The 18233-nt window shown below is 39.7% G+C and carries 26 protein-coding genes and 1 pseudogene; 5 read left to right on the top strand and 22 right to left on the bottom strand.

Features of this window, described 5'->3' with window-relative positions:
* Positions 1–8 precede the first annotated feature (8 nt).
* Positions 9–1415: an NAD(P)/FAD-dependent oxidoreductase gene (locus WAA20_RS04035; protein WP_073386784.1), complete on the bottom strand. Its 1407-nt coding sequence runs from the start codon at positions 1413–1415 to the stop codon at positions 9–11.
* A 466-nt stretch (positions 1416–1881) separates the two neighbouring features.
* On the opposite strand from WAA20_RS04035, the gene WAA20_RS04030 reads away from it, so the two are divergent.
* A complete protein-coding gene (locus tag WAA20_RS04030; protein WP_073386710.1) occupies positions 1882–3879 on the top strand; it encodes a 2-isopropylmalate synthase in 1998 nt (665 codons plus the stop codon).
* A gap of 244 nt (positions 3880–4123) precedes the next feature.
* On the opposite strand, the gene WAA20_RS04025 is transcribed toward WAA20_RS04030, so the two are convergent.
* From WAA20_RS04025 to WAA20_RS03985, 9 genes and pseudogenes are all read right to left on the bottom strand, one after another.
* Positions 4124–4579, bottom strand: coding sequence for a low molecular weight protein-tyrosine-phosphatase (locus tag WAA20_RS04025; protein WP_081373741.1), 456 nt, complete (start codon positions 4577–4579; stop codon positions 4124–4126).
* A 241-nt stretch (positions 4580–4820) separates the two neighbouring features.
* The gene (locus WAA20_RS04020) at positions 4821–5267 is read right to left on the bottom strand and encodes a hypothetical protein (protein WP_073386708.1); all 447 of its coding nucleotides are present in this window, start codon (positions 5265–5267) and stop codon (positions 4821–4823) included.
* A gap of 176 nt (positions 5268–5443) precedes the next feature.
* Positions 5444–5731, bottom strand: a pseudogene (locus tag WAA20_RS04015) (N-6 DNA methylase); the annotation flags it as partial.
* A 135-nt stretch (positions 5732–5866) separates the two neighbouring features.
* Positions 5867–5983, bottom strand: a complete 117-nt coding sequence (locus tag WAA20_RS04010; RefSeq protein ID WP_242951161.1) for a HepT-like ribonuclease domain-containing protein — start codon at positions 5981–5983, stop codon at positions 5867–5869.
* Complete coding sequence (locus tag WAA20_RS04005; protein WP_338802773.1) at positions 5959–6126, bottom strand: hypothetical protein; 168 nt, start codon at positions 6124–6126, stop codon at positions 5959–5961. The genes WAA20_RS04010 and WAA20_RS04005 overlap by 25 nt, the downstream gene beginning before the upstream one ends.
* An 80-nt stretch (positions 6127–6206) precedes the next feature.
* A complete protein-coding gene (locus tag WAA20_RS04000) occupies positions 6207–6518 on the bottom strand; it encodes a nucleotidyltransferase domain-containing protein (protein ID WP_073386707.1) in 312 nt (103 codons plus the stop codon).
* Positions 6505–6963 (bottom strand): rhodanese-like domain-containing protein, encoded by a 459-nt coding sequence (locus tag WAA20_RS03995; RefSeq protein ID WP_242951160.1) that lies wholly within the window; start codon positions 6961–6963, stop codon positions 6505–6507. The genes WAA20_RS04000 and WAA20_RS03995 overlap by 14 nt, the downstream gene beginning before the upstream one ends.
* 20 nt (positions 6964–6983) lie before the next feature.
* Positions 6984–8027 (bottom strand): phosphotransferase, encoded by a 1044-nt coding sequence (locus tag WAA20_RS03990; protein WP_073386704.1) that lies wholly within the window; start codon positions 8025–8027, stop codon positions 6984–6986.
* 214 nt (positions 8028–8241) lie between these two features.
* Complete coding sequence (locus WAA20_RS03985) at positions 8242–8616, bottom strand: hypothetical protein (protein ID WP_073386702.1); 375 nt, start codon at positions 8614–8616, stop codon at positions 8242–8244.
* A gap of 310 nt (positions 8617–8926) precedes the next feature.
* Between WAA20_RS03985 and WAA20_RS03980 the strand changes: the two genes are divergently transcribed.
* Genes WAA20_RS03980 through WAA20_RS03970 form a run of 3 tightly spaced genes read left to right on the top strand, consistent with a single transcriptional unit; the run spans position 8927 to position 10895 of the window.
* A complete protein-coding gene (locus tag WAA20_RS03980) occupies positions 8927–9757 on the top strand; it encodes a bifunctional hydroxymethylpyrimidine kinase/phosphomethylpyrimidine kinase (RefSeq protein ID WP_073386701.1) in 831 nt (276 codons plus the stop codon).
* Between the two features lie 21 nt (positions 9758–9778).
* Positions 9779–10300, top strand: coding sequence for a TIGR04002 family protein (locus WAA20_RS03975; RefSeq protein ID WP_073386699.1), 522 nt, complete (start codon positions 9779–9781; stop codon positions 10298–10300).
* Positions 10293–10895 (top strand): TatD family nuclease-associated radical SAM protein, encoded by a 603-nt coding sequence (locus tag WAA20_RS03970; RefSeq protein ID WP_073386698.1) that lies wholly within the window; start codon positions 10293–10295, stop codon positions 10893–10895. The genes WAA20_RS03975 and WAA20_RS03970 overlap by 8 nt, the downstream gene beginning before the upstream one ends.
* 12 nt (positions 10896–10907) lie before the next feature.
* On the opposite strand, the gene WAA20_RS03965 is transcribed toward WAA20_RS03970, so the two are convergent.
* From WAA20_RS03965 to WAA20_RS03910, 12 genes are all read right to left on the bottom strand, one after another.
* Positions 10908–11033, bottom strand: a complete 126-nt coding sequence (locus tag WAA20_RS03965) for a hypothetical protein (protein ID WP_338802241.1) — start codon at positions 11031–11033, stop codon at positions 10908–10910.
* Positions 11030–11272, bottom strand: coding sequence for a hypothetical protein (locus WAA20_RS03960; protein ID WP_073386696.1), 243 nt, complete (start codon positions 11270–11272; stop codon positions 11030–11032). The genes WAA20_RS03965 and WAA20_RS03960 overlap by 4 nt, the downstream gene beginning before the upstream one ends.
* Positions 11265–11402 (bottom strand): hypothetical protein, encoded by a 138-nt coding sequence (locus WAA20_RS03955; protein WP_167562689.1) that lies wholly within the window; start codon positions 11400–11402, stop codon positions 11265–11267. The genes WAA20_RS03960 and WAA20_RS03955 overlap by 8 nt, the downstream gene beginning before the upstream one ends.
* Before the next feature lie 27 nt (positions 11403–11429).
* Entirely contained in the window at positions 11430–11639 is a 210-nt protein-coding gene (locus WAA20_RS03950; RefSeq protein WP_073386695.1) for a hypothetical protein, read from the bottom strand.
* A 29-nt stretch (positions 11640–11668) separates the two neighbouring features.
* On the bottom strand, positions 11669–11794 hold the full coding sequence (locus tag WAA20_RS03945) for a hypothetical protein (RefSeq protein WP_278308441.1): 126 nt from the start codon (positions 11792–11794) through the stop codon (positions 11669–11671).
* A 19-nt stretch (positions 11795–11813) separates the two neighbouring features.
* Positions 11814–12374: an RNA 2'-phosphotransferase gene (locus WAA20_RS03940; RefSeq protein WP_073386693.1), complete on the bottom strand. Its 561-nt coding sequence runs from the start codon at positions 12372–12374 to the stop codon at positions 11814–11816.
* 184 nt (positions 12375–12558) lie between these two features.
* A complete protein-coding gene (locus WAA20_RS03935) occupies positions 12559–12732 on the bottom strand; it encodes a GNAT family N-acetyltransferase (RefSeq protein WP_081373740.1) in 174 nt (57 codons plus the stop codon).
* A gap of 276 nt (positions 12733–13008) precedes the next feature.
* Positions 13009–13362: a hypothetical protein gene (locus tag WAA20_RS03930; RefSeq protein WP_073386692.1), complete on the bottom strand. Its 354-nt coding sequence runs from the start codon at positions 13360–13362 to the stop codon at positions 13009–13011.
* An 11-nt stretch (positions 13363–13373) separates the two neighbouring features.
* Positions 13374–13865, bottom strand: a complete 492-nt coding sequence (locus WAA20_RS03925) for a GNAT family N-acetyltransferase (protein WP_073386690.1) — start codon at positions 13863–13865, stop codon at positions 13374–13376.
* A 113-nt stretch (positions 13866–13978) separates the two neighbouring features.
* A complete protein-coding gene (locus tag WAA20_RS03920; protein WP_073386689.1) occupies positions 13979–14497 on the bottom strand; it encodes a helix-turn-helix transcriptional regulator in 519 nt (172 codons plus the stop codon).
* Positions 14498–14938: 441 nt separating this feature from the next.
* Positions 14939–15475 (bottom strand): hypothetical protein, encoded by a 537-nt coding sequence (locus WAA20_RS03915; RefSeq protein ID WP_073386687.1) that lies wholly within the window; start codon positions 15473–15475, stop codon positions 14939–14941.
* 355 nt (positions 15476–15830) lie between these two features.
* Positions 15831–16700: a nucleoside hydrolase gene (locus tag WAA20_RS03910; protein WP_073386686.1), complete on the bottom strand. Its 870-nt coding sequence runs from the start codon at positions 16698–16700 to the stop codon at positions 15831–15833.
* 415 nt (positions 16701–17115) lie between these two features.
* On the opposite strand from WAA20_RS03910, the gene WAA20_RS03905 reads away from it, so the two are divergent.
* Complete coding sequence (locus tag WAA20_RS03905) at positions 17116–18183, top strand: NAD(P)-dependent alcohol dehydrogenase (protein WP_073386684.1); 1068 nt, start codon at positions 17116–17118, stop codon at positions 18181–18183.
* The last annotated feature ends 50 nt before the right edge of the window (positions 18184–18233 follow it).

Below are 18233 nucleotides of genomic sequence, written 5' to 3'. Positions count from 1 at the left end.
ACAAGTTATCAGTTTCCTTCTTTTGCTGCAAGAATGCTTCTGGCAACGCTTATACCGTTAGCACTGGCCTGCTGAAGGCCTCTTGTAACACCTGCGCCGTCACCGATTGCATGAAGTCCCTTAATGCTTGTCTCGAAGTTCTTATCAACGATAACCTTGTTGGAATAGAACTTAACTTCAACACCATACATAAGAGTCTCTTCTGAAGCGATACCGGGAGTAACCTTATCAAGTGCCTGGATCATCTCATCAAGATCCACCATGATTCTGTGAGGGAATACCAGGGAAAGGTCTCCAGGTACTGCATCCTTAAGTGTAGGAATCAGGTTATTTCTGCAAAGACGCTCATCTGTTGTACGTCTTCCACGCTTGAAATCGCCGTATGTCTGAACAAGGATCTTGCCGCCGCAGAGCATGTTTGAAAGCTGTGCGATCTGCTTACCATATTCAATAGGAGTATTGAAAGGCTTTGTGAAATTCTTGGATACAAGAAGAGCAAAGTTAGTATTGTTAGTCTTGTACTCCTGAGCCTTATATGCATGTCCGTTAACTACAGCAAGGTTGTTGTCATAGTACTCTGTAGCAACCTCACCTGAAGGATTAGTACAGAATGTACGAACCTTATCATCAAATGTAGGTGTGTGATAGATGAGCTTAGCTTCATACAGGTTCTCGTTAAGGAACTGCATTACTTCATCACGAACCTCTACTCTGACACCAACGTCAACTGTTCCAGGCTTAGTCTCGATACCAACTTCATGGCAAAGATCCTTGAACCAGTCAGCGCCGTCACGGCCAACAGCGATAACAACTCTGTCTGAGCAGAATGTCTCACCCTTTTCTGTAGTAACACTTGTAACCTGACCATTCTCGATACCAAGAGATGCTACAGGACTATTGAAAAGAAGATCTACGCCAACCTCTTCAAGGTGCTTCTGTAAAAGACCATAGATCTTATATCCCTCTTCTGTTCCAAGATGACGGATAGGGCATTCAACAAGCTTAAGGTTAGCGTTGATAGCCTTTCTTCTGATCTCACGGATCTCTGCTGCCTTGTCAACACCATATACGCTCTTGTCTGCACCGAATTTAAGATATATTTCATCAGACTCATGAATAAGCTTGGTAGCTTCATCATAGCCAAGAATATCAGGAAGAGTACCACCTACATCAGGTGAAAGAGATAATTTACCATCAGAGAATGCACCTGCACCTGCAAATCCTGTTGTAATAGAACAAGGCTGGCAATGAGCACAAACTCCGGTTACACGCTTAGGACACTGACGCTTTTCAATGCTGCGTCCTTTCTCTATAAGAAGAATCTTCATGTCGGGTCTTTTTTCTTTAAGCTCATAAGCGCAGAAAATTCCGCCAGGGCCTGCTCCGACAATGATAACGTCATAATTTTTTTCCATAATAAGAAATCTCCTATCTGCCTGATCATCGATATCTATATTTATAGCATCTGCCATGAATATCGTGATCATATAAATATCGCCCCCAAAGCCACAAAAAAGCACTTATATAATACCACAAAATGCTTCCCTGTGGGACTTATATAGCGTCAGGGCCGAGTTAATATACTACCTCAATTAGTAGTTTATGTCAAAACCTTATAACACCCACACATACACGCCTTTAAACAAATAGCAGTTTCTTTTTTAACCAATTTAAAATCATGTTAAAAAATATCAACCAAAGTGATTAAATATATCACTATATTATTTATTTTTATGTGCTAAGATAAGTTTTATCAAATTAATTATTATAAAAATAACATTACGTTCCGATGTATGTATAAGAAACATCAAGAAACAAGACTATAAACGCCTTAAAATAAATGTTTTTAGCATAGCCAGATTATGGAGGAGCAGTATTATTATGAAAAATTATCAGAAGTACCAGAAACAGTATTTCATGCCACCGACATGCACCTACGATTGGGTCAAAAAGGACTATCTCGATCATCCTCCAATCTGGTGCAGCGTAGATCTTCGCGATGGTAACCAGGCCCTGATAGAGCCCATGAGTCTTGAAGAAAAGCTTGAGTTCTTCACAATGCTCGTAAAGCTTGGCTTCAAGGAGATAGAGATCGGCTTCCCGGCAGCATCGGACACAGAGTTTGAATTCGCAAGAACTCTTATCGAGAAGAACATGATCCCTGAAGATGTTACTATTCAGGTTCTCACACAGGCAAGAGAGCATATCATACAGAAGACTTTCGAAGCTGTAAAAGGCGCTCCACGTGCTATCATCCACCTCTACAATTCAACATCTGTAGCTCAGCGTGAGCAGGTCTTCCATAAGGATAAGGATGAGATCATGAAGATCGCTGTTGAAGGCGCTAAGCTTCTTGATAAGCTCACCAAGGAAACTGAAGGCAACTTCTCTTTTGAATACTCTCCTGAGTCATTCCCGGGAACAGAAGTCGACTATGCCGTCGACGTATGTAATGCCGTACTTGACGTCTGGAAGCCAACTCCGGATCACAAGGTCATTATCAACATTCCTACAACAGTTGAAATTGCAATGCCTCATGTATTCGCAACTCAGGTTGAATATATTCATAAGAACCTCAAATATCGCGACAGCGTTACATTATCACTCCATCCTCACAACGACAGAGGAAGCGGTGTAAGTGATGCTGAACTTGGCATGCTTGCAGGCGCTGACCGTATCGAAGGTACACTCTTTGGTAACGGCGAACGTACAGGTAATGTCGATATCGTAACACTTGCTGTAAACATGTTTTCCCATGGTATTGATCCTCTTCTTGACTTCTCAAACATTCAGGAAGTGGGCGAAACCTATGAAAGACTTACAGGAATGCACATCCACGAGCGTACACCTTATGCCGGTGCTCTTGTATTCACCGCATTCTCAGGTTCTCACCAGGATGCTATCTCCAAGGGCTTTAACTGGCATACAGAAGGTAAGGACAATGGCTTCTGGACCGTTCCTTATCTTCCGATCGATCCTCAGGATCTTGGCAGAAAGTACGAAGGCGACGTTATCAGGATCAATTCCCAGTCAGGTAAGGGTGGCGTAAGCTTCATCCTTAAGACCAAATACGGCCTTACTATTCCTAAGGAAATGCAGCCTGATGTCAGCTACACAATGAAAGGCATCTCAGACAGAGAGCACGCAGAGCTTACACCTGAGCGTATCAAGGAAGAGTTCGATTCCAAATATGTCAGAGGCGCCGGCGTATTCCAGATCATTGAATGTCACTTCAAACAGGGCGAAGGCATCCTTGCAGAGATCACTATCCTTCATGGAGGAAAAGAGCATGTTATCGAAGCTTCAGGTAACGGTCGTCTCGATGCTGTAAGTAATGGCCTCAAGCAGTACTTTGATATAACCTACGAACTTTCAACCTACGAAGAGCACGCTCTTTCAAAGGGTTCATCTTCCAAGGCTATCGCATATGTTGGTATCACCAAGGATAACCAGACTTACTGGGGCGTAGGCAGCGATGAAGATATCATCCGTTCATCCATCAACGCTCTGTGCGTAGCAGTAAATCAGCTCGAACAGATCAAAGAACTCCTCAGCAACAAGGATGAGCGAATCAACGCTATCATCAACTATATCCAGGAGAACTTCCTCACAGTAACACTTGAAGATCTCTCCCATAAGTTCTATCTCTCAAAGCCATACCTTTCCAAATACATCAAGGAAAAGAGCGGCAAGACATTTGGTGAGAACTTGAAACAGGTAAGGCTTAAGAAAGCTTCTACACTGCTAAAGAACGGAAATATGAAAGTTGAACGAGTCGCAGAAGCATCCGGCTACCAGAACGTGGAACACTTCAACAGACTCTTTAAGAAAAAATACGGAATGACACCTGTACAGTATCGTACAAGTGCAAGAAACTAAAATTACCGTATACTGAAGACAGGCAGTTTATTAAGTATTTTAGCGCTCTTTCGAATGATATAAATTCAAGGCTTAATATCTAAAGTATTATATTCTGGGATTCAAACTCGCTTCGCTCAAACATGTGAATCCCAAACAGAATATAATACTTTATCTATCAAGCTCTTGAATTTTATATCCTTCTCAAAGAGCGCTAAAATACTTAATAAACTGCCTGTCTTATATATCATCTAATTTTGGTACTTCACCTAGTCAGAACTTTAAGTAGTTCTTCGCAGCCGGCGTAGGTTTCGTCATAGCAGGTCTGGAAATCTCTTGTGTACCAGGGATCTGCGATCTCGCCGCTATCGCCTGTGTAGCTCTTTAGAAGATGAACTTTGTGGCCTATATCGGGACCACAGATTCTTGCTATCTCTCTTACATTCTCATTATCGAATGCAATGATATAATCCCAGTTCCAGTACTCGTCGTGTTTAATTCTTCTTGCTCTTTTTTTGCTGCAGTTAATGCCATGATCTTCAAGAAGTTTCTTTACAGGCGGATATACATGATTGCCTATCTCTTCTGTACTGGTCGCAGCTGATTCTATGTGGATGTCAGCTTCAGTCCAGCCTTTTCTTGATGCGATATCGCGAAGAAGGTATTCGCCCATTGGTGAACGGCAGATGTTGCCGTGACATACGAAAAGAATATTTATCATAAATTTTGACTCCTTGTAATTCTTAGTTATTCCCTGGAATGCGCACCGTTGCGGGATAAAAATTGTGTTCATATATCATGGTGACAGAACTATAATATCACAGTTTGTGTAATAACTACGAATATCTGGGAAAATCATGGACATGAAAAGTAGTCAAAAAGTAGTAAGGCGGTTTTTGTGATTCAGAGATATTCTGATAGGATAATCCTGAATATACTTTTTAATGCCTTTACAAAAGAATCTACTTATAAGCTTCAAAAAACTTTTCTACTGACTCAGAATTATAGGTTGCTACTTTATCATTAACAACTGCCTGCAAGTAATGAACCATCCCATTATTCAGCGCAATCTGGATAAGTTTAATCTTTTTATTCAGAGGATTGTAATTTTTCACCTTAAGACTTACAATCTCATCTTTTGGTATAAAGAAGTATGAATCTTCTTTAATCGTTGCTTTCTTAAAGTTCATTGTCAAAATTGCAGCTGCTGGATCTTTGTTTTCAATATAGAATACACCTATTCCATTTGAAGTAACATTTAACATAAGTCCATAGTATGAATATAACATTCCCCCTACGAGACCACTATTTTTTGCTCCCTGCTTGTACGTTGCCAGAATAAGACCTTCCCCACATCCTTTTTCCTTGAATAATTCTTTAATTGTTTGTAAATCTGATACAGAAATCATGTTCTCTCCTAAAAAATTATTGAACGATGTTCACTTTTGTGATCCATACATTTGAATTACATCTTGCATCAGAAAAAAACTACAAAATATTGGATTTCCCTTGACACAAGTAGCAATATACGGTTTTGGATTATAACATGTTTAGACGACTATTTCCATAATCCTTTGATATTAGACTTCTTGTATTTTTCTCTTAAGTAATCTCCGCTGGTTACAAGGAAGCCTGAAGTTCCGCAAGCTGGGTCGCAGATAAAGTCCATAGGTTTCGGATCCATCATCTCCACCATCATACGGATGATGTGTCTCGGGGTTCTGAACTGGCCGTTAACGCCAGACTGAGCAATCTTAGAAAGAAGGTACTCATATACATCCCCACGAATATCGGTCTGGTGAAGTTCCTCCATCATGGAATATATCTCGTCCATAGCATCCACAATCTTGGAGAGCATCAAAGGAGTGTTCACGGCGTGTTAAATAATAACACTCATAATACTCATTGCCAACGTTAATTGCATCAAATTTGTTAAAATGATGCAATTAAGCAATTGATGATGTAATTAAATTCTGCCGTGACAGCCTTCCTTTAAACAACGTTATATCTAGTTGTCTTTTAATTGCTCCATAAGCTCCGGAATATCGTATTTAAGCGTTTCATACACAATCTCAAGATCCACATTTCCGTAATCATGTACTATCCGATTTCTAAGCCCCGACATTGCATCCCACGGAATTTTACTATTTTCAGCCTATACTCCAGTGATAGCTTCTTAGCATTTTCAGAAATCTGAATCATTCTAAAGAGCATTGAATCAAGAAGGACTTCGTTTTCATTTAGCCCCTGTAAATCTACATCCTTCATGTGAATTACTATAAATGCGATATCTTTTCAAGATAATAATGATCATTTTTTATATTATCCATAAATTCTAATTCCGTCCCTTAATATTTCATTCGTAAGTTCCAGATTATCTTTAAGCTGATCCAAATAAGGACATCTACTCTTTTATGCAATGTCGTTCTTAATTTCTCGACAAGGCCATAAAATTTCAGCCCCTTAACATCAGTTGAGATAAGAAAATCAAGATCGCTGGACTCGTTGGCTTTTCCTTTTGCATAAGAACCAAACAAAATGCAATAATTGACAGGATATTCATCAAATACTTCTTTACACTTGCCTATGATAAATTCCATATCTAAAATACCATGCTCTTCATCGATAGGATCTGTATCTAAAAGGTTACTCTGTAACAATCTCTCCGGTCCAGTCAATAATTCCACCAAATTCATATACATTGGTATAACCCATATCATATAATTTCTGCGCAGCTTCCTTACTTCGCCTTCCACTTCTGCAATATATAAGAATAATCTGATCCAGATCTGGCAATTCTGCAGGCGGTGTATCGATTATGCTCTCGTTCGGAATACATATAGCACCTGGGATGTGCCCTTCAGCAAACTCATCCAACCTTCTAACATCAACAACCACATGTCCATCATCAAGCTCCATCATAATTTTTGCTGTATCCTGATCAATCTGCGTATAGCTGTCAGAACTAATCTTTTCCGCAACAAATACGGATGTTGGCCCATCAGCGCCACCAGTACCAGCTTCTTCTGATCCGCTTAACAATCCACAACCTGCCAATACCATGATCATCATGAGCACTGCTACTACCAAATGTCTTTTCTTCACAAAAATCTCCTTAGTCATAATCACCACAACAACTGCCCCCACCTTGCAGACAACTCATCTATATCTTCAGGATCTGGTTCTTCTCCTTCACGCTTACTACACTCAAATTCATCAACTATGTTCTCGATCAGTACCATATCAAGGAACAGTTGCAGCTTAGAAAGCTCCTCGTCGGAAATATCTGTTTCGCTCCTGTATCCATCCAGCACCGTATCAAAATAGCCTTTCATTCCCGCCATACGTTTCTCTGGATCTGGCTCATTTTGAAACCATCCGGTTCCATGAATCCAAAGATTGGCAAGATCAAACATATACCAACAGTACATACAATTATCAAAATCAAATACTGTGATGTCTCCGGTATTCATGTCTATATGATAATTACCATCGCTAAAATCGAAGTGCACAAGCCCGTAAACCCGCTCGTTCACAGGGAGCCCATGGAACAATTCCAAGTGCTCTTTGATTTCTTTTTTCAGCTCTTCGTATTCATCAGGTATTAACTCATCGATATACTCACGATTGTATTTATCAAAGAACTCAAACCTTCTGTTAACGGGCTTGTATACCTTGGACAATCTGTGAATGGCACCAAGCGCTTTTCCAGTATTATAGAAGTACTCCTCAAGTGGTGCTCCATCTCTGTACCTGTATCCATTGTCAGAGATAAGCATTCCCTTGGCATAAGAAAACAGCATCACAAAATAGTCTTTTCCATCCTGTGAAAAAGATTCGACAAGTTTTCCGTTTATAGAAGGAATCACATCCACTACTGGCGCGCCGCCTTCTGCGAGATAGTGCACAAACTCTGCCTCAGCCAGATAGTCTTCTGCTTTTCTGCCTTCTGCACCCCCGATTCTCAATACATATTCAGGCTCGCCTCTTTTAACGCATATGTAAACAAGATTGCGGCCACCTTCATGTCCAGGGATTTGACTCAGTTCATGTTCTTTTAAGTCATACAGTTTCTTTGCATTATCTGTACCATCTTCATTTTTTGTACCAATGATAAAGGCCGGCTGTACACACATTGAATACGTCGGATTAACTGATTTTCTTTTCATATTCTAACTCTCCCCTAAACCGTGGTTGCATGATAGGGCTCATCCAATTCTAACAACGCTAGTCCCCACCTTCTCCTGAAAGCGAACATCATGCTCCACAAGCAGCATAGTAGGCTCGTATTGTAAGATCAGTTTTTCAATCTGCATCCTTGAAAAGACATCTATAAAATTCAAAGGTTCATCCCAGATATATAAATGTGCCGGCGTTATGAGGCTAGCCGCTATGAGAACCTTCTTTTTCTGAGCCCTCGTATCGTAGTCCCAGATCATATGCACTTATCAGAACTTCCTTATGGAATCTAAGAGGCTGTATCTTAAGATCAGTCACCGTCTCGATATCCTGTAGCAGTCCCTCTTTTTCCTCAATCTCTCGTTCAATACGTGTCTCATAAGATTTGACTCTGGTACGTTCACCAAAGCTAAGAGTTCCAAAAGGACGATAAAGACACTCTGAATCCATCTGAAGTTCATTCATCTGGACCAAAACCTGCCACAGCTCTATCTGCGGCTTCCACTTTTCAAGAAGGCTTACAGCATCCAGATTCAAATCAGAATCAGATATCTGATAGGGAAAATAATCAAAACGCATCCCTGCTCTTCCATATACTTGGTGCAGGCCTTAAAAGCCACAATGTTACTATGTATATCTGAAATTACGCCTATCTTCATTTACCTAAAAAAAACTCCCTTACCAAGTAATCATCTATCAGTCTATATCCCAAAACATAGTTATTTCTTCACTTTTTACAACAATATCAATTGTACTAGTAAAATTGCGGCTTTGTAAAGCACAGGTCCAAACTGGTATTAATAAAATATTCAAAACTGAACATTTTGGTAATACCAATTTAGAGAGTATATTGTTTGTTATAGCAAAGCGGTAAAGGAGTAAAGAATCTATGAAAGTCGCAGCAATAAACGATCTCTCCGGTTTTGGCAAGTGTTCTCTGGTCGCCGATATGACAGTTTTATCAGCAATGGGAATTCAGTGTTGTCCCATACCAACTGCCGTACTTAGTGCTCAAACAGGTTATCCGTCCTATTACAGCAAGGATCTGACAGGCATCATCCCTGAATACACCATTCAGTGGAAAAAGCAGGAAGAAACCTTTGATGGGATCATCACAGGATTCATGATGAGCAGTCTCCAGGCCCAAAACTCTCTTGAGTTTATAAAACAGTTCAAGACCAAAGACACGACAGTACTTGTGGATCCAGTAATGGGCGATGATGGAAGGACCTACAAAAACTACTCAGATGACCTTCTTCATACCATACGAAAGATGACCAAAGCTGCGGATATCATTACTCCAAATCTGACAGAGCTTATACTCCTTGCAGATGAAAACCCTGAAACAATAATGAACCTTAGAGGCGACAGGTTAATAAGTGAAGTCTTCCAGCTATCCATGGCGGTCGGAGGCGATCTCGGAAAGACAGTTGCCGTAACCGGTATTCCCATGGAAGAAAACGGGGAAGTCGGAAATTTCATTTTGGAAAAAGGCGTAAGCAGGATCATTTCTTCCAAGAGTAACGGCGTTCATTATTCCGGGACGGGGGATCTTTTTGCAGCAGCATTTCTTGGCACTTATATTTCCGGAAAAAATGCTTTTGAAGCTGCTGATAATGCAAGCAGATTTATTTACGCTTCTGTTATGGATACACCTATAGGAACATCGCCAAACTGCGGTGTTGAATACGAAAAGAATCTAAAGATGCTAATTAAGTAGATAAAAAAGTGAGGAGCCATTATGAAAAAGAAAGACAGCAAGATCTACAACATAACACTAACAGGAATATTCGCAGCACTTATCACTATTTTCACAGCATACATCGGCCATATTCCGGTGGGAGCAAATGGAGGCTATGTCCACTTCGGTGATGGACTTATATACCTTGCAGCAGCTATACTGCCTGCGCCCTATGCAATGGCCGCAGGTGCAATAGGCGGAGGCCTTGCAGATCTTCTGACTGCACCGGCATGGGCGATCGCCACTATCATCATCAAAGCACTTTTGGTAATCCCCTTTACAAACAAAGGATCAACTATACTAAATAAAAGAAATTATATTGCACCAGTAATAGCATATTTCATTTCACATACAGGCTATTTTATTGCTGAAGCAGTCATGTTTGGATTAAAAACAGCGCTTCTTTCAGGACTTACAGGAGGTCTGGTACAATCCGGTGGAAGTATGGTATTCTTCCTGCTTCTGGGACAGGCTCTGGACAGGATCAGTTTCAAGTCAAAGGTGGAGGTCGCACATGGCTGATATTATCTACACTTACAAAGACAGCGTATATGCCAATATCACTAACAAGTGCAATTGCAGATGTACTTTTTGCATAAGATTTGTAAAAGACGGAGTCGGCGATGCAGATACATTATGGCATCAGGTGAATCCGTCCAAAGAAGAAGTTATTGATGCAATTAAAAATTTTGATTTTACAGGATATAAAGAACTTGTATTCTGCGGCTATGGCGAACCAACCTGTCAGCTGGATATCCTACTTGATGCCGCTAACTATGCCAGGAAGGAAAAAGGCCTTAAGATAAGGCTCAACACTAATGGACAGGGTTCTGCAGAAAATGGCCGTGACATAGTTCCGGAGCTTTCCAAAGTAATCGACAGCGTCTCAGTAAGCCTTAATGCCCCTTCGAAAAAAGAATACGAAGAGGTCACAAGGCCAATTCTCTCTAATGGTTTTGAAAACATGGTTGAGTTCACCAAAAGGTGCAGGGAAGTTATTGGTGATGTCAGATGGTCTATTGTCGATGTCCTTCCTCAAGAAGAAAAGGACAGATGCATCGCTTTATCCAAAGAACACAATATCCCACTTAGGATCAGAAAGTTTAGCAGCAACTAAAAACAAATGAAGTTATAGATCAGTCTCTTCGGAAAGTACTAGGTTAGCCGCTTCAACGTCATTACCTGCATTAAATTCTCTGAATGGAACAGGGCCATATGCAGTTCCATGAGTGCCTATCCAGATGACAGCTTTCACTCAAGATCAGTATACTCAAGTCCAATCTGATTTCTGACTGTATCCAATATATGCATGACGTCTGATGTTGCCTTAAGTGGAACCATTCTGCTTTCAGTAAGGCCCCCGCGAATCTCGTCAGCAACTGTATCAAACTCAGGCAGATATCCTATGCTTTCGCCTTCGCCTTTATATTTTTCTTTATGAAAAAGGCCACTCTTTAATACTGCTTCCGTTCCATAGTGATAATTATCAGCCATATTCCATTTCTTCAAGATCAACTTCTGTGTTTACTACCGTTTCTTCCAAATTTGCATCAAAAAAGCACCCTACATCATGCAGAGTGCTAATAGTATCGCTATAATCCTCGTTAGAATCTATAAGTCTCAATCAATCTTCCTATATATTCCAAGTCTATTATTCAATATCTATATTCCATGGCGTGCCATCAGAGTTATTAAACGTATCAATTACCTTACGTTCCCTAAGGTAATCCGGAATATCTGCCATGGTACCTTCGTATATAGTTATCATGCCATCGCCTCTGACTGTATCTTCTTTTCCCAATTTTATATGCATCTTATCAGCTTTATACCAATATTTATCAATTATCTCTCCTAGTGTCATGTCTTAGTTCCTTCTTAATGCATAATATGCTAGCAAATCTCTGTACCGTTTTCTGTTTTTCTGACCAGTCTTAAATAATCGTTTTCAGGATCTGTCAAAGCATTATCCAAAACATATAATGCTTCAAGGTTCTTTTTCATATTGGTCCAATCCATGTCTTATATCCTCTGCAAACTATTTATTAAAAGGTACCTCTGCTTTATTTATGTGTTCTAAATACTGGATTGGTACACTTTTGGTTAACCAGACTCCGTTCTTAGAAATATAAAATTTGAATCCGTCTTCATGCATTTTCAATGCGTTTACTTTGTATATGACCGGCTTTCCATGTCTCTGTCCTACTTTAGTCGCGGTATCTATATCCACAGATAAATGCACATACAACCTGCTCTTCGGAATCAAGCCTTCTTTATCAATTGATTGAACATATTTTTCCCCGGTTCCATGGAACAAAATTTCTGGTGGGATACGTTCTTCCAATTCTACATCCACCGGAATGGAATGCCCCTGATTTGCTCTGATAAGCGTTCTATCATCGTTAAAAGAATACCTTTGCTTATTGTCTGTTCTGACAATTTCCTCAAGAGTCTCCATATCAAACGGAGTTGTTTTATTTATGCCTGCAATCAATTCATCAACACCTGCCCAGCCGTGTTCATCTAAAGATATTCCTATTGACTCTGGTTTATGTCGAAGAATAAGGGCTATAAACTTACTAATCTCATTGTTACTCATACTTTTTTGTTCCTTCTTTCGGTAATCCTACTATATCAGTAATTACTTAATTCACCTTTTTCGATAAATGCAGCTCAGCATCATCTTTATAGCCCAATTTATCATATACAGATTGCGCAGTAATGTTTTCTTTTCCTGTCAAAAGTTCAAATTTATGAAGAGCAAAATGTTCACTGCAATACTCCTACGCATAAGCAATCATCGCACTTGCTATTCCCTGCTTTCTATACTCAGGCCTGACATAGACTTCCGTTAATTCCGGCATATACTCATCATAACAAAATAATTTTTTTAACTGAACGCATGCAAATCCAGCCAAAAAATCATTTTCTTGCGAAACAATAACTACTTCGTACATCTCATATCACTCTTCCATAGAACAAAAGAAAATATAACTGAAAATGATAATTCTGAACCAGGCTGATTCAGTTTTGACCCATGTATTTCTGAAGCAACCTGCTTCAGTTTTATATTTTCTGTGTCAATATGGGATTCCATGCCCGAAATCAGTACTGAAGCAGTCATTGTACTCGTAGTTGAAAACTGGTATTCATATGAGGCACTTTTGATGCTTTTCTCACATTTTTATGAAAAAGCAGCTATCTTCAACAGATAACCGCCGATAATCACATATTTATATGCCAAGTATGGTAAATAGCCCATATTCCTTTAATACAGGCTTTGCCCATTCATCTATCTCAGCGTAAAAATCCTTAGTATCTTGATCACATTCTGCTATCAGCTTCCCCATTTCTTCCCAAGAGACCTTTGTTACGGCGGTTGCATTATACATATCATATGTCGGAATTATAAGATTAATAGTTTTTTGAAGCTTAGGGTACTTATTGAATGTATCATCATGGATGTACAAAGAATCATCACTCCAGAATTCTAAAGAATCAGAATCCCATTCACCTTTATATAATTCATGATAGCATGTTCCATGCCTTTCACTGTTTAGTACACAAAATCTCATATCAGTCTTCATTTCGGGAATTCCTACTCTTTACAACGTTCCATATACCTATACACATGAGGGGCTTCGCCTAAAGCAATGACATGTTCCGGCATTTCTTTCGCTATAAAACCAAGTCTCTGGTATAAGGAAATAGCCTTATCATTGTCCGGGTGTGGATCAACCCACACTACTTCTGCACCATTTTTAAAGGCTTCTTCGATTGCATGTGATATGGCCTTCGTTGCAATTCCGCGTCCTCTTGCAAATTTTAGCAATTTAATATCAAGAGAAGCGCTGTGATGATCCTCGTCAATTCTATACTGCGTTTCACCACAATACTTTCCATCTTCAAAAATAGAATAATGATTCTCCTTAGGCTTCGATGTGCGAAATCTATCGAGCCACTCCTGAATGGATTCTTCTGTTTCATGTAACCCATCTGGAAATCCAATGTATTTCATAACATCTCCATCAGCCCAGAGCTCCTGTATATTTTTTATATCTTCTGTTGTCGATTCCTTAATTGTGATCATCTACGTTACTCCTCAAATTCCATGTCATGAAAACCATGTATAGTCAGTATTTCACTTCTCTAACCATACTTTATTCATCCCCTCTTAACAATTTCATAAAACCCGTTCTTGGTTTATGATTTAAATCCTTTACTCAGCATTCTTTTCTTAAATGCTCTGATTTTTGATCCATAGCGGCTGGATAGCAGAAGCCCTGCAAACAACATGCCTACCGCCATCCCCTGCATAACAGAACATATATTTCTAACCACTTCATTTTCCATATAAATTGCAGTATCTGAAAGCAGCATATATGCTACCAAAAGCAGCATGCCAATCGCATTACAAATACGTATTCTTTTATTGCATCTTTCATTCTCTGTATTGGTGTAATCTACTGCCTGTATTACTGTATCTTTCATTTCTTTATTCATATCCTCGCTTTTCCTTTCTCCATTGAGAATCTCTCTCAGATCAACTTCGTAATAGTCGGAGATTTCTATCAGAAGATCTATGTCCGGCATATTATTTCCGTTTTCCCATCGAGAAACTGTTCTGCTTGAGACTCCAAAATGTTCTGCAAGCTGTTCCTGGGTAAGATTTTTTCCCTTGCGAAGCTCTTTTAAAAAGCTCCCGATCTTTTGCTGATCCATAACAATTTTTTCCTCCTTCTGAAAAAATCCTATCAATTATGCCCTTGTGTGAACATGACATAAAGCGAGAGAAATGCCATTTTCACAACCAGACACAGTATGTCTATGCCACTATCCGATACTATTTTATTGAACATATGCAAGTACTACCACTATACCACAACCGCAGATAAAATAGCGTTTTTCTACATGTGATACTTTTGTGATAGTTCGAAGAGTATGATTAGATCAGAACATAAGACAAGGGCAGCCACGGTAGCGATGCTTTACTAAGGCCAAGCTCAAGGTCAGAAGGGTGACATCCACAGCAAAGGCGATTCATTTTCACCAAAGCCAAGGGATGAAACGAAGAAAAAGCCGGCGATGACCGGCTTTTTCTTCGTTTATTGTTATATTCAAATGGTTACTTTGAAACCACAAAAATCGAAAGAAACTTGCTGTTCAAGGATTTTGAGAATCCTGTGACTGCTGAGTCTGCTCTAATGGCTGACCAGTAGCAGGATCAAACTTAGCTCCAGGATTTACAGAAGGCTGTACTGGTTTCTGAGCCGGCTGTCCAATTGGTGTAGGAGCTGGAACTTTGTAAATGTCCGCAGTAATCTGACCTGGTATCTTATTGTTGATCTCAATAATATTTCTTAGCTGAAGAATTGCAACCATTAAAAGTTCATATATAATTCTGCAAATGATAGGTCCAATTATTATTGTAAGAATACCTGGAAGAAAATTCGACTCGAAGCCATTTTCTGTGAACATTATAAAAAAGCCAATAAAAATACATGCAGTAGTGGCAAAAACAAATAAAAATCTTACTATAAGTTCAACTATAAGGTATCTCATAAGGAAATAATCCCTTATAGTCTTTAAAAAGCCAGTAAACTGTCCTTCCTTATTTACCGGTAAAATGATTGCGCAAATTAAAATTGTTACAACCAGTGCTATCACCGCTCCGATAATCATAGCTGTATTGATGTCCATATGTAATCTCCTTTCAATTTTTTTTATTTTATTATAAACGTTATTTCGTTCTCTAACAATCGTTCATCTGTTTGAATGATTGTTTCATTATCTGCACAAAAAATGTACGTACATATCAAAAATTGCCCCTATGATAACAGTAAAATAAAGCCTTAAATCAGAATCAGAAAGAAAGGTCGTAGATGCTTACACCTGCGATGAAAACGGCGTAAACATGTGGCAGTGGCTCAGCGAGCAGCATAGATAATTTATTTAGAGAAAAAAGGTGTCTGCCTCTGTAGTTCATATAGTGACAGACACCTTTATATTCTTTTATCACTAATTCTTCTACTTATATTTTTGGTGTAAAAGCATGTTATTTTGTAAAAAGCTCCAACTTAGCAATAAAATCTTCCAGTATATATCTGGAATCAACATCCTTATAAATCCTAATCTTCCGATTATCAGGGCACTCCTTAGAAGAGGTATCATCTTCAATATGCGGTGCACTGGCAATCTCAAACCTTCCGCATCCGGGATTGATGGCAAGAGCAATAGCCGGTGAATCTCCAAGAGACCAGCTTTCACCCTGAGTCCATCCTGCTCCTTCTGAATTATTGTAATTCACAAGATTGGTAAAAAGATGTTCTCCTATCTTTCCACAAGGAGCTATCCTTCGCTCTATCTCTGCAATTCCGATGTTAATAGTTGTGTACACATAAGAAGGCACAAGCCAAAGATCTGTCTCTTCTTCAAGTACGAGATTAGCTGCCTCAACGTCATTACCTGCATTGAACTCTCTAAATGGAACAGGACCATAATTAGTTCCATGTGTACCTATCCATATGATAGTCATGCGGCTAAGTATCTTAGGCTCAGTCTTTATCGCCATTGCAACATTTGTAATAGCCCCCTGACAAAGGACAAATAAAGGCTTTTCATCTTCCTTCATTGCTTCATCTATTATGAACTTAGCAGCTTCTGAAACCTCACTATCCTGCGACAATGGCCCCTTTTGTCCGTGGTAAGCAGGAACATCCAGATCCATCGCTTCTAAAATAGTCCTTATCTCATCAAAGCTCTTTTCCATCGAATCACAAACAGCAAAGTGCTCAGCGCAGAATCCCTTAACGATAAGCTTGGGGCTAAGCAGCGCATGGACTATCGCAAATGGATCGTCCGCTTCACATGCTGCATCAGTGTCAACTATCACTCTTATTTTCTTGTAATCAGGTATATCAAACATATAATTCTCCCCCTGTTTTAAATATCAGTGTATTTTTGGATATTTTTTTAAATATCCTCACAACCATACTATTTAATTGATATACAATTGATTTACACAGCTGTCAAGGCCAGATTTTATCTGAATAGTCTTTATATAATATTATCCATTATTCATCTCTCCAGAAACAATATAGAACTATTCTATTACCACTTTTCCCTCTAAAACTCTGTCATCTCAAGTTATTACCAATAACCACGCTCGCCATATGTGCACTTTGCTATATTTCCCACTATTTATCTACTTTTTATTGACATATCAAGCAGTATTTTTATATGATTTAGGAGTACTATCTTTAGGGGTTGGAGCTTTATCACAAAATCTTATGAATACAAACCCGTCCGGGTATGTAAAATACACAGAAGGAGACAAAAGTATGAAAGGTTTTGCAATGCTCAAAATCGGCGAAGTAGGCTGGATTGAAAAAGAACGTCCTGCATGTGGACCTCTTGATGCCATCTGTAAGCCTCTTGCTATCGCCATCTGTACTTCCGATGTACACACAGTATGGGAAGGTGCTGTAGGTGATCGCCACAACATGATCCTTGGACATGAAGGATGTGCAGAAGTTGTAGAAGTTGGTTCTCTGGTTAAGGATTTCAAACCTGGTGATAAGGTTCTTGTTCCTGCTATTACTCCTGACTGGAATTCCCTCGAGGCTCAGAGCGGATATTCAATGCATTCAGGTGGAATGCTTGCAGGCTGGAAGTTCTCTAACTTCAAAGATGGTCTTGATTCTGAATACTTCCATGTTAACGATGCAGATGGTAACCTTGCTCACATGCCCGAAGGAATGAGTCTTGAAGATGCTTGTATGCTTTCTGATATGGTTCCTACAGGATTCCACGGCGTAGAGCTTGCTGATATCCAGTTCGGTGATACGGTTCTTGTTATCGGTATCGGACCTGTTGGTCTTATGTCAGTTGCAGGTGCACACATGCGTGGTGCATCCCGTATCCTTGCAGTTGGAACACGTCCTAAGTGCGTAGAGATTGCTAAGAAATACGGCGCAGATGAATTCATCAGCTACAAGAACGGCTCTATCGAAGATCAGGTAATGGCTCTTACTGATGGTAAGGGTGTTGACCGCGTTGTTATCGCTGGTGGTACAGTTGAAACCTTCGAGTCAGCTGTTAAGTCTCTTAAACCAGGCGGAAAGATCGGTAACGTTAACTACCTTGGAAGCGGCGATTACATTACAATTCCTCGTGTTGAATGGGGTGTTGGAATGGGTCACAAGCAGATAAACGGTGGTCTGATGCCGGGCGGACGTCTTCGTATGGAGAAGCTTGGTTCACTCGTATCTTCAGGCAAGCTCGATGTAAGCATGCTTTCTACACATGTATTCCACGGTTGGGAGCATATTCCGGAAGCACTTCAGCTTATGAAGGACAAGCCTGCTGATCTCATCAAGCCAGTTGTTATTCTTGATAATACCCCATAAAACTGAGCGCATTTTAAAATCAAAGGAGCGGTCACTTACGGCCGCTCCTT

Source organism: Butyrivibrio fibrisolvens (assembly GCF_037113525.1).
Taxonomy (GTDB): Bacteria; Bacillota; Clostridia; order Lachnospirales; family Lachnospiraceae; genus Butyrivibrio; species Butyrivibrio fibrisolvens.
The sequence above is the reverse complement of the archived record's forward strand: the minus strand, read 5'-3'. Positions and strand labels throughout refer to the sequence as shown.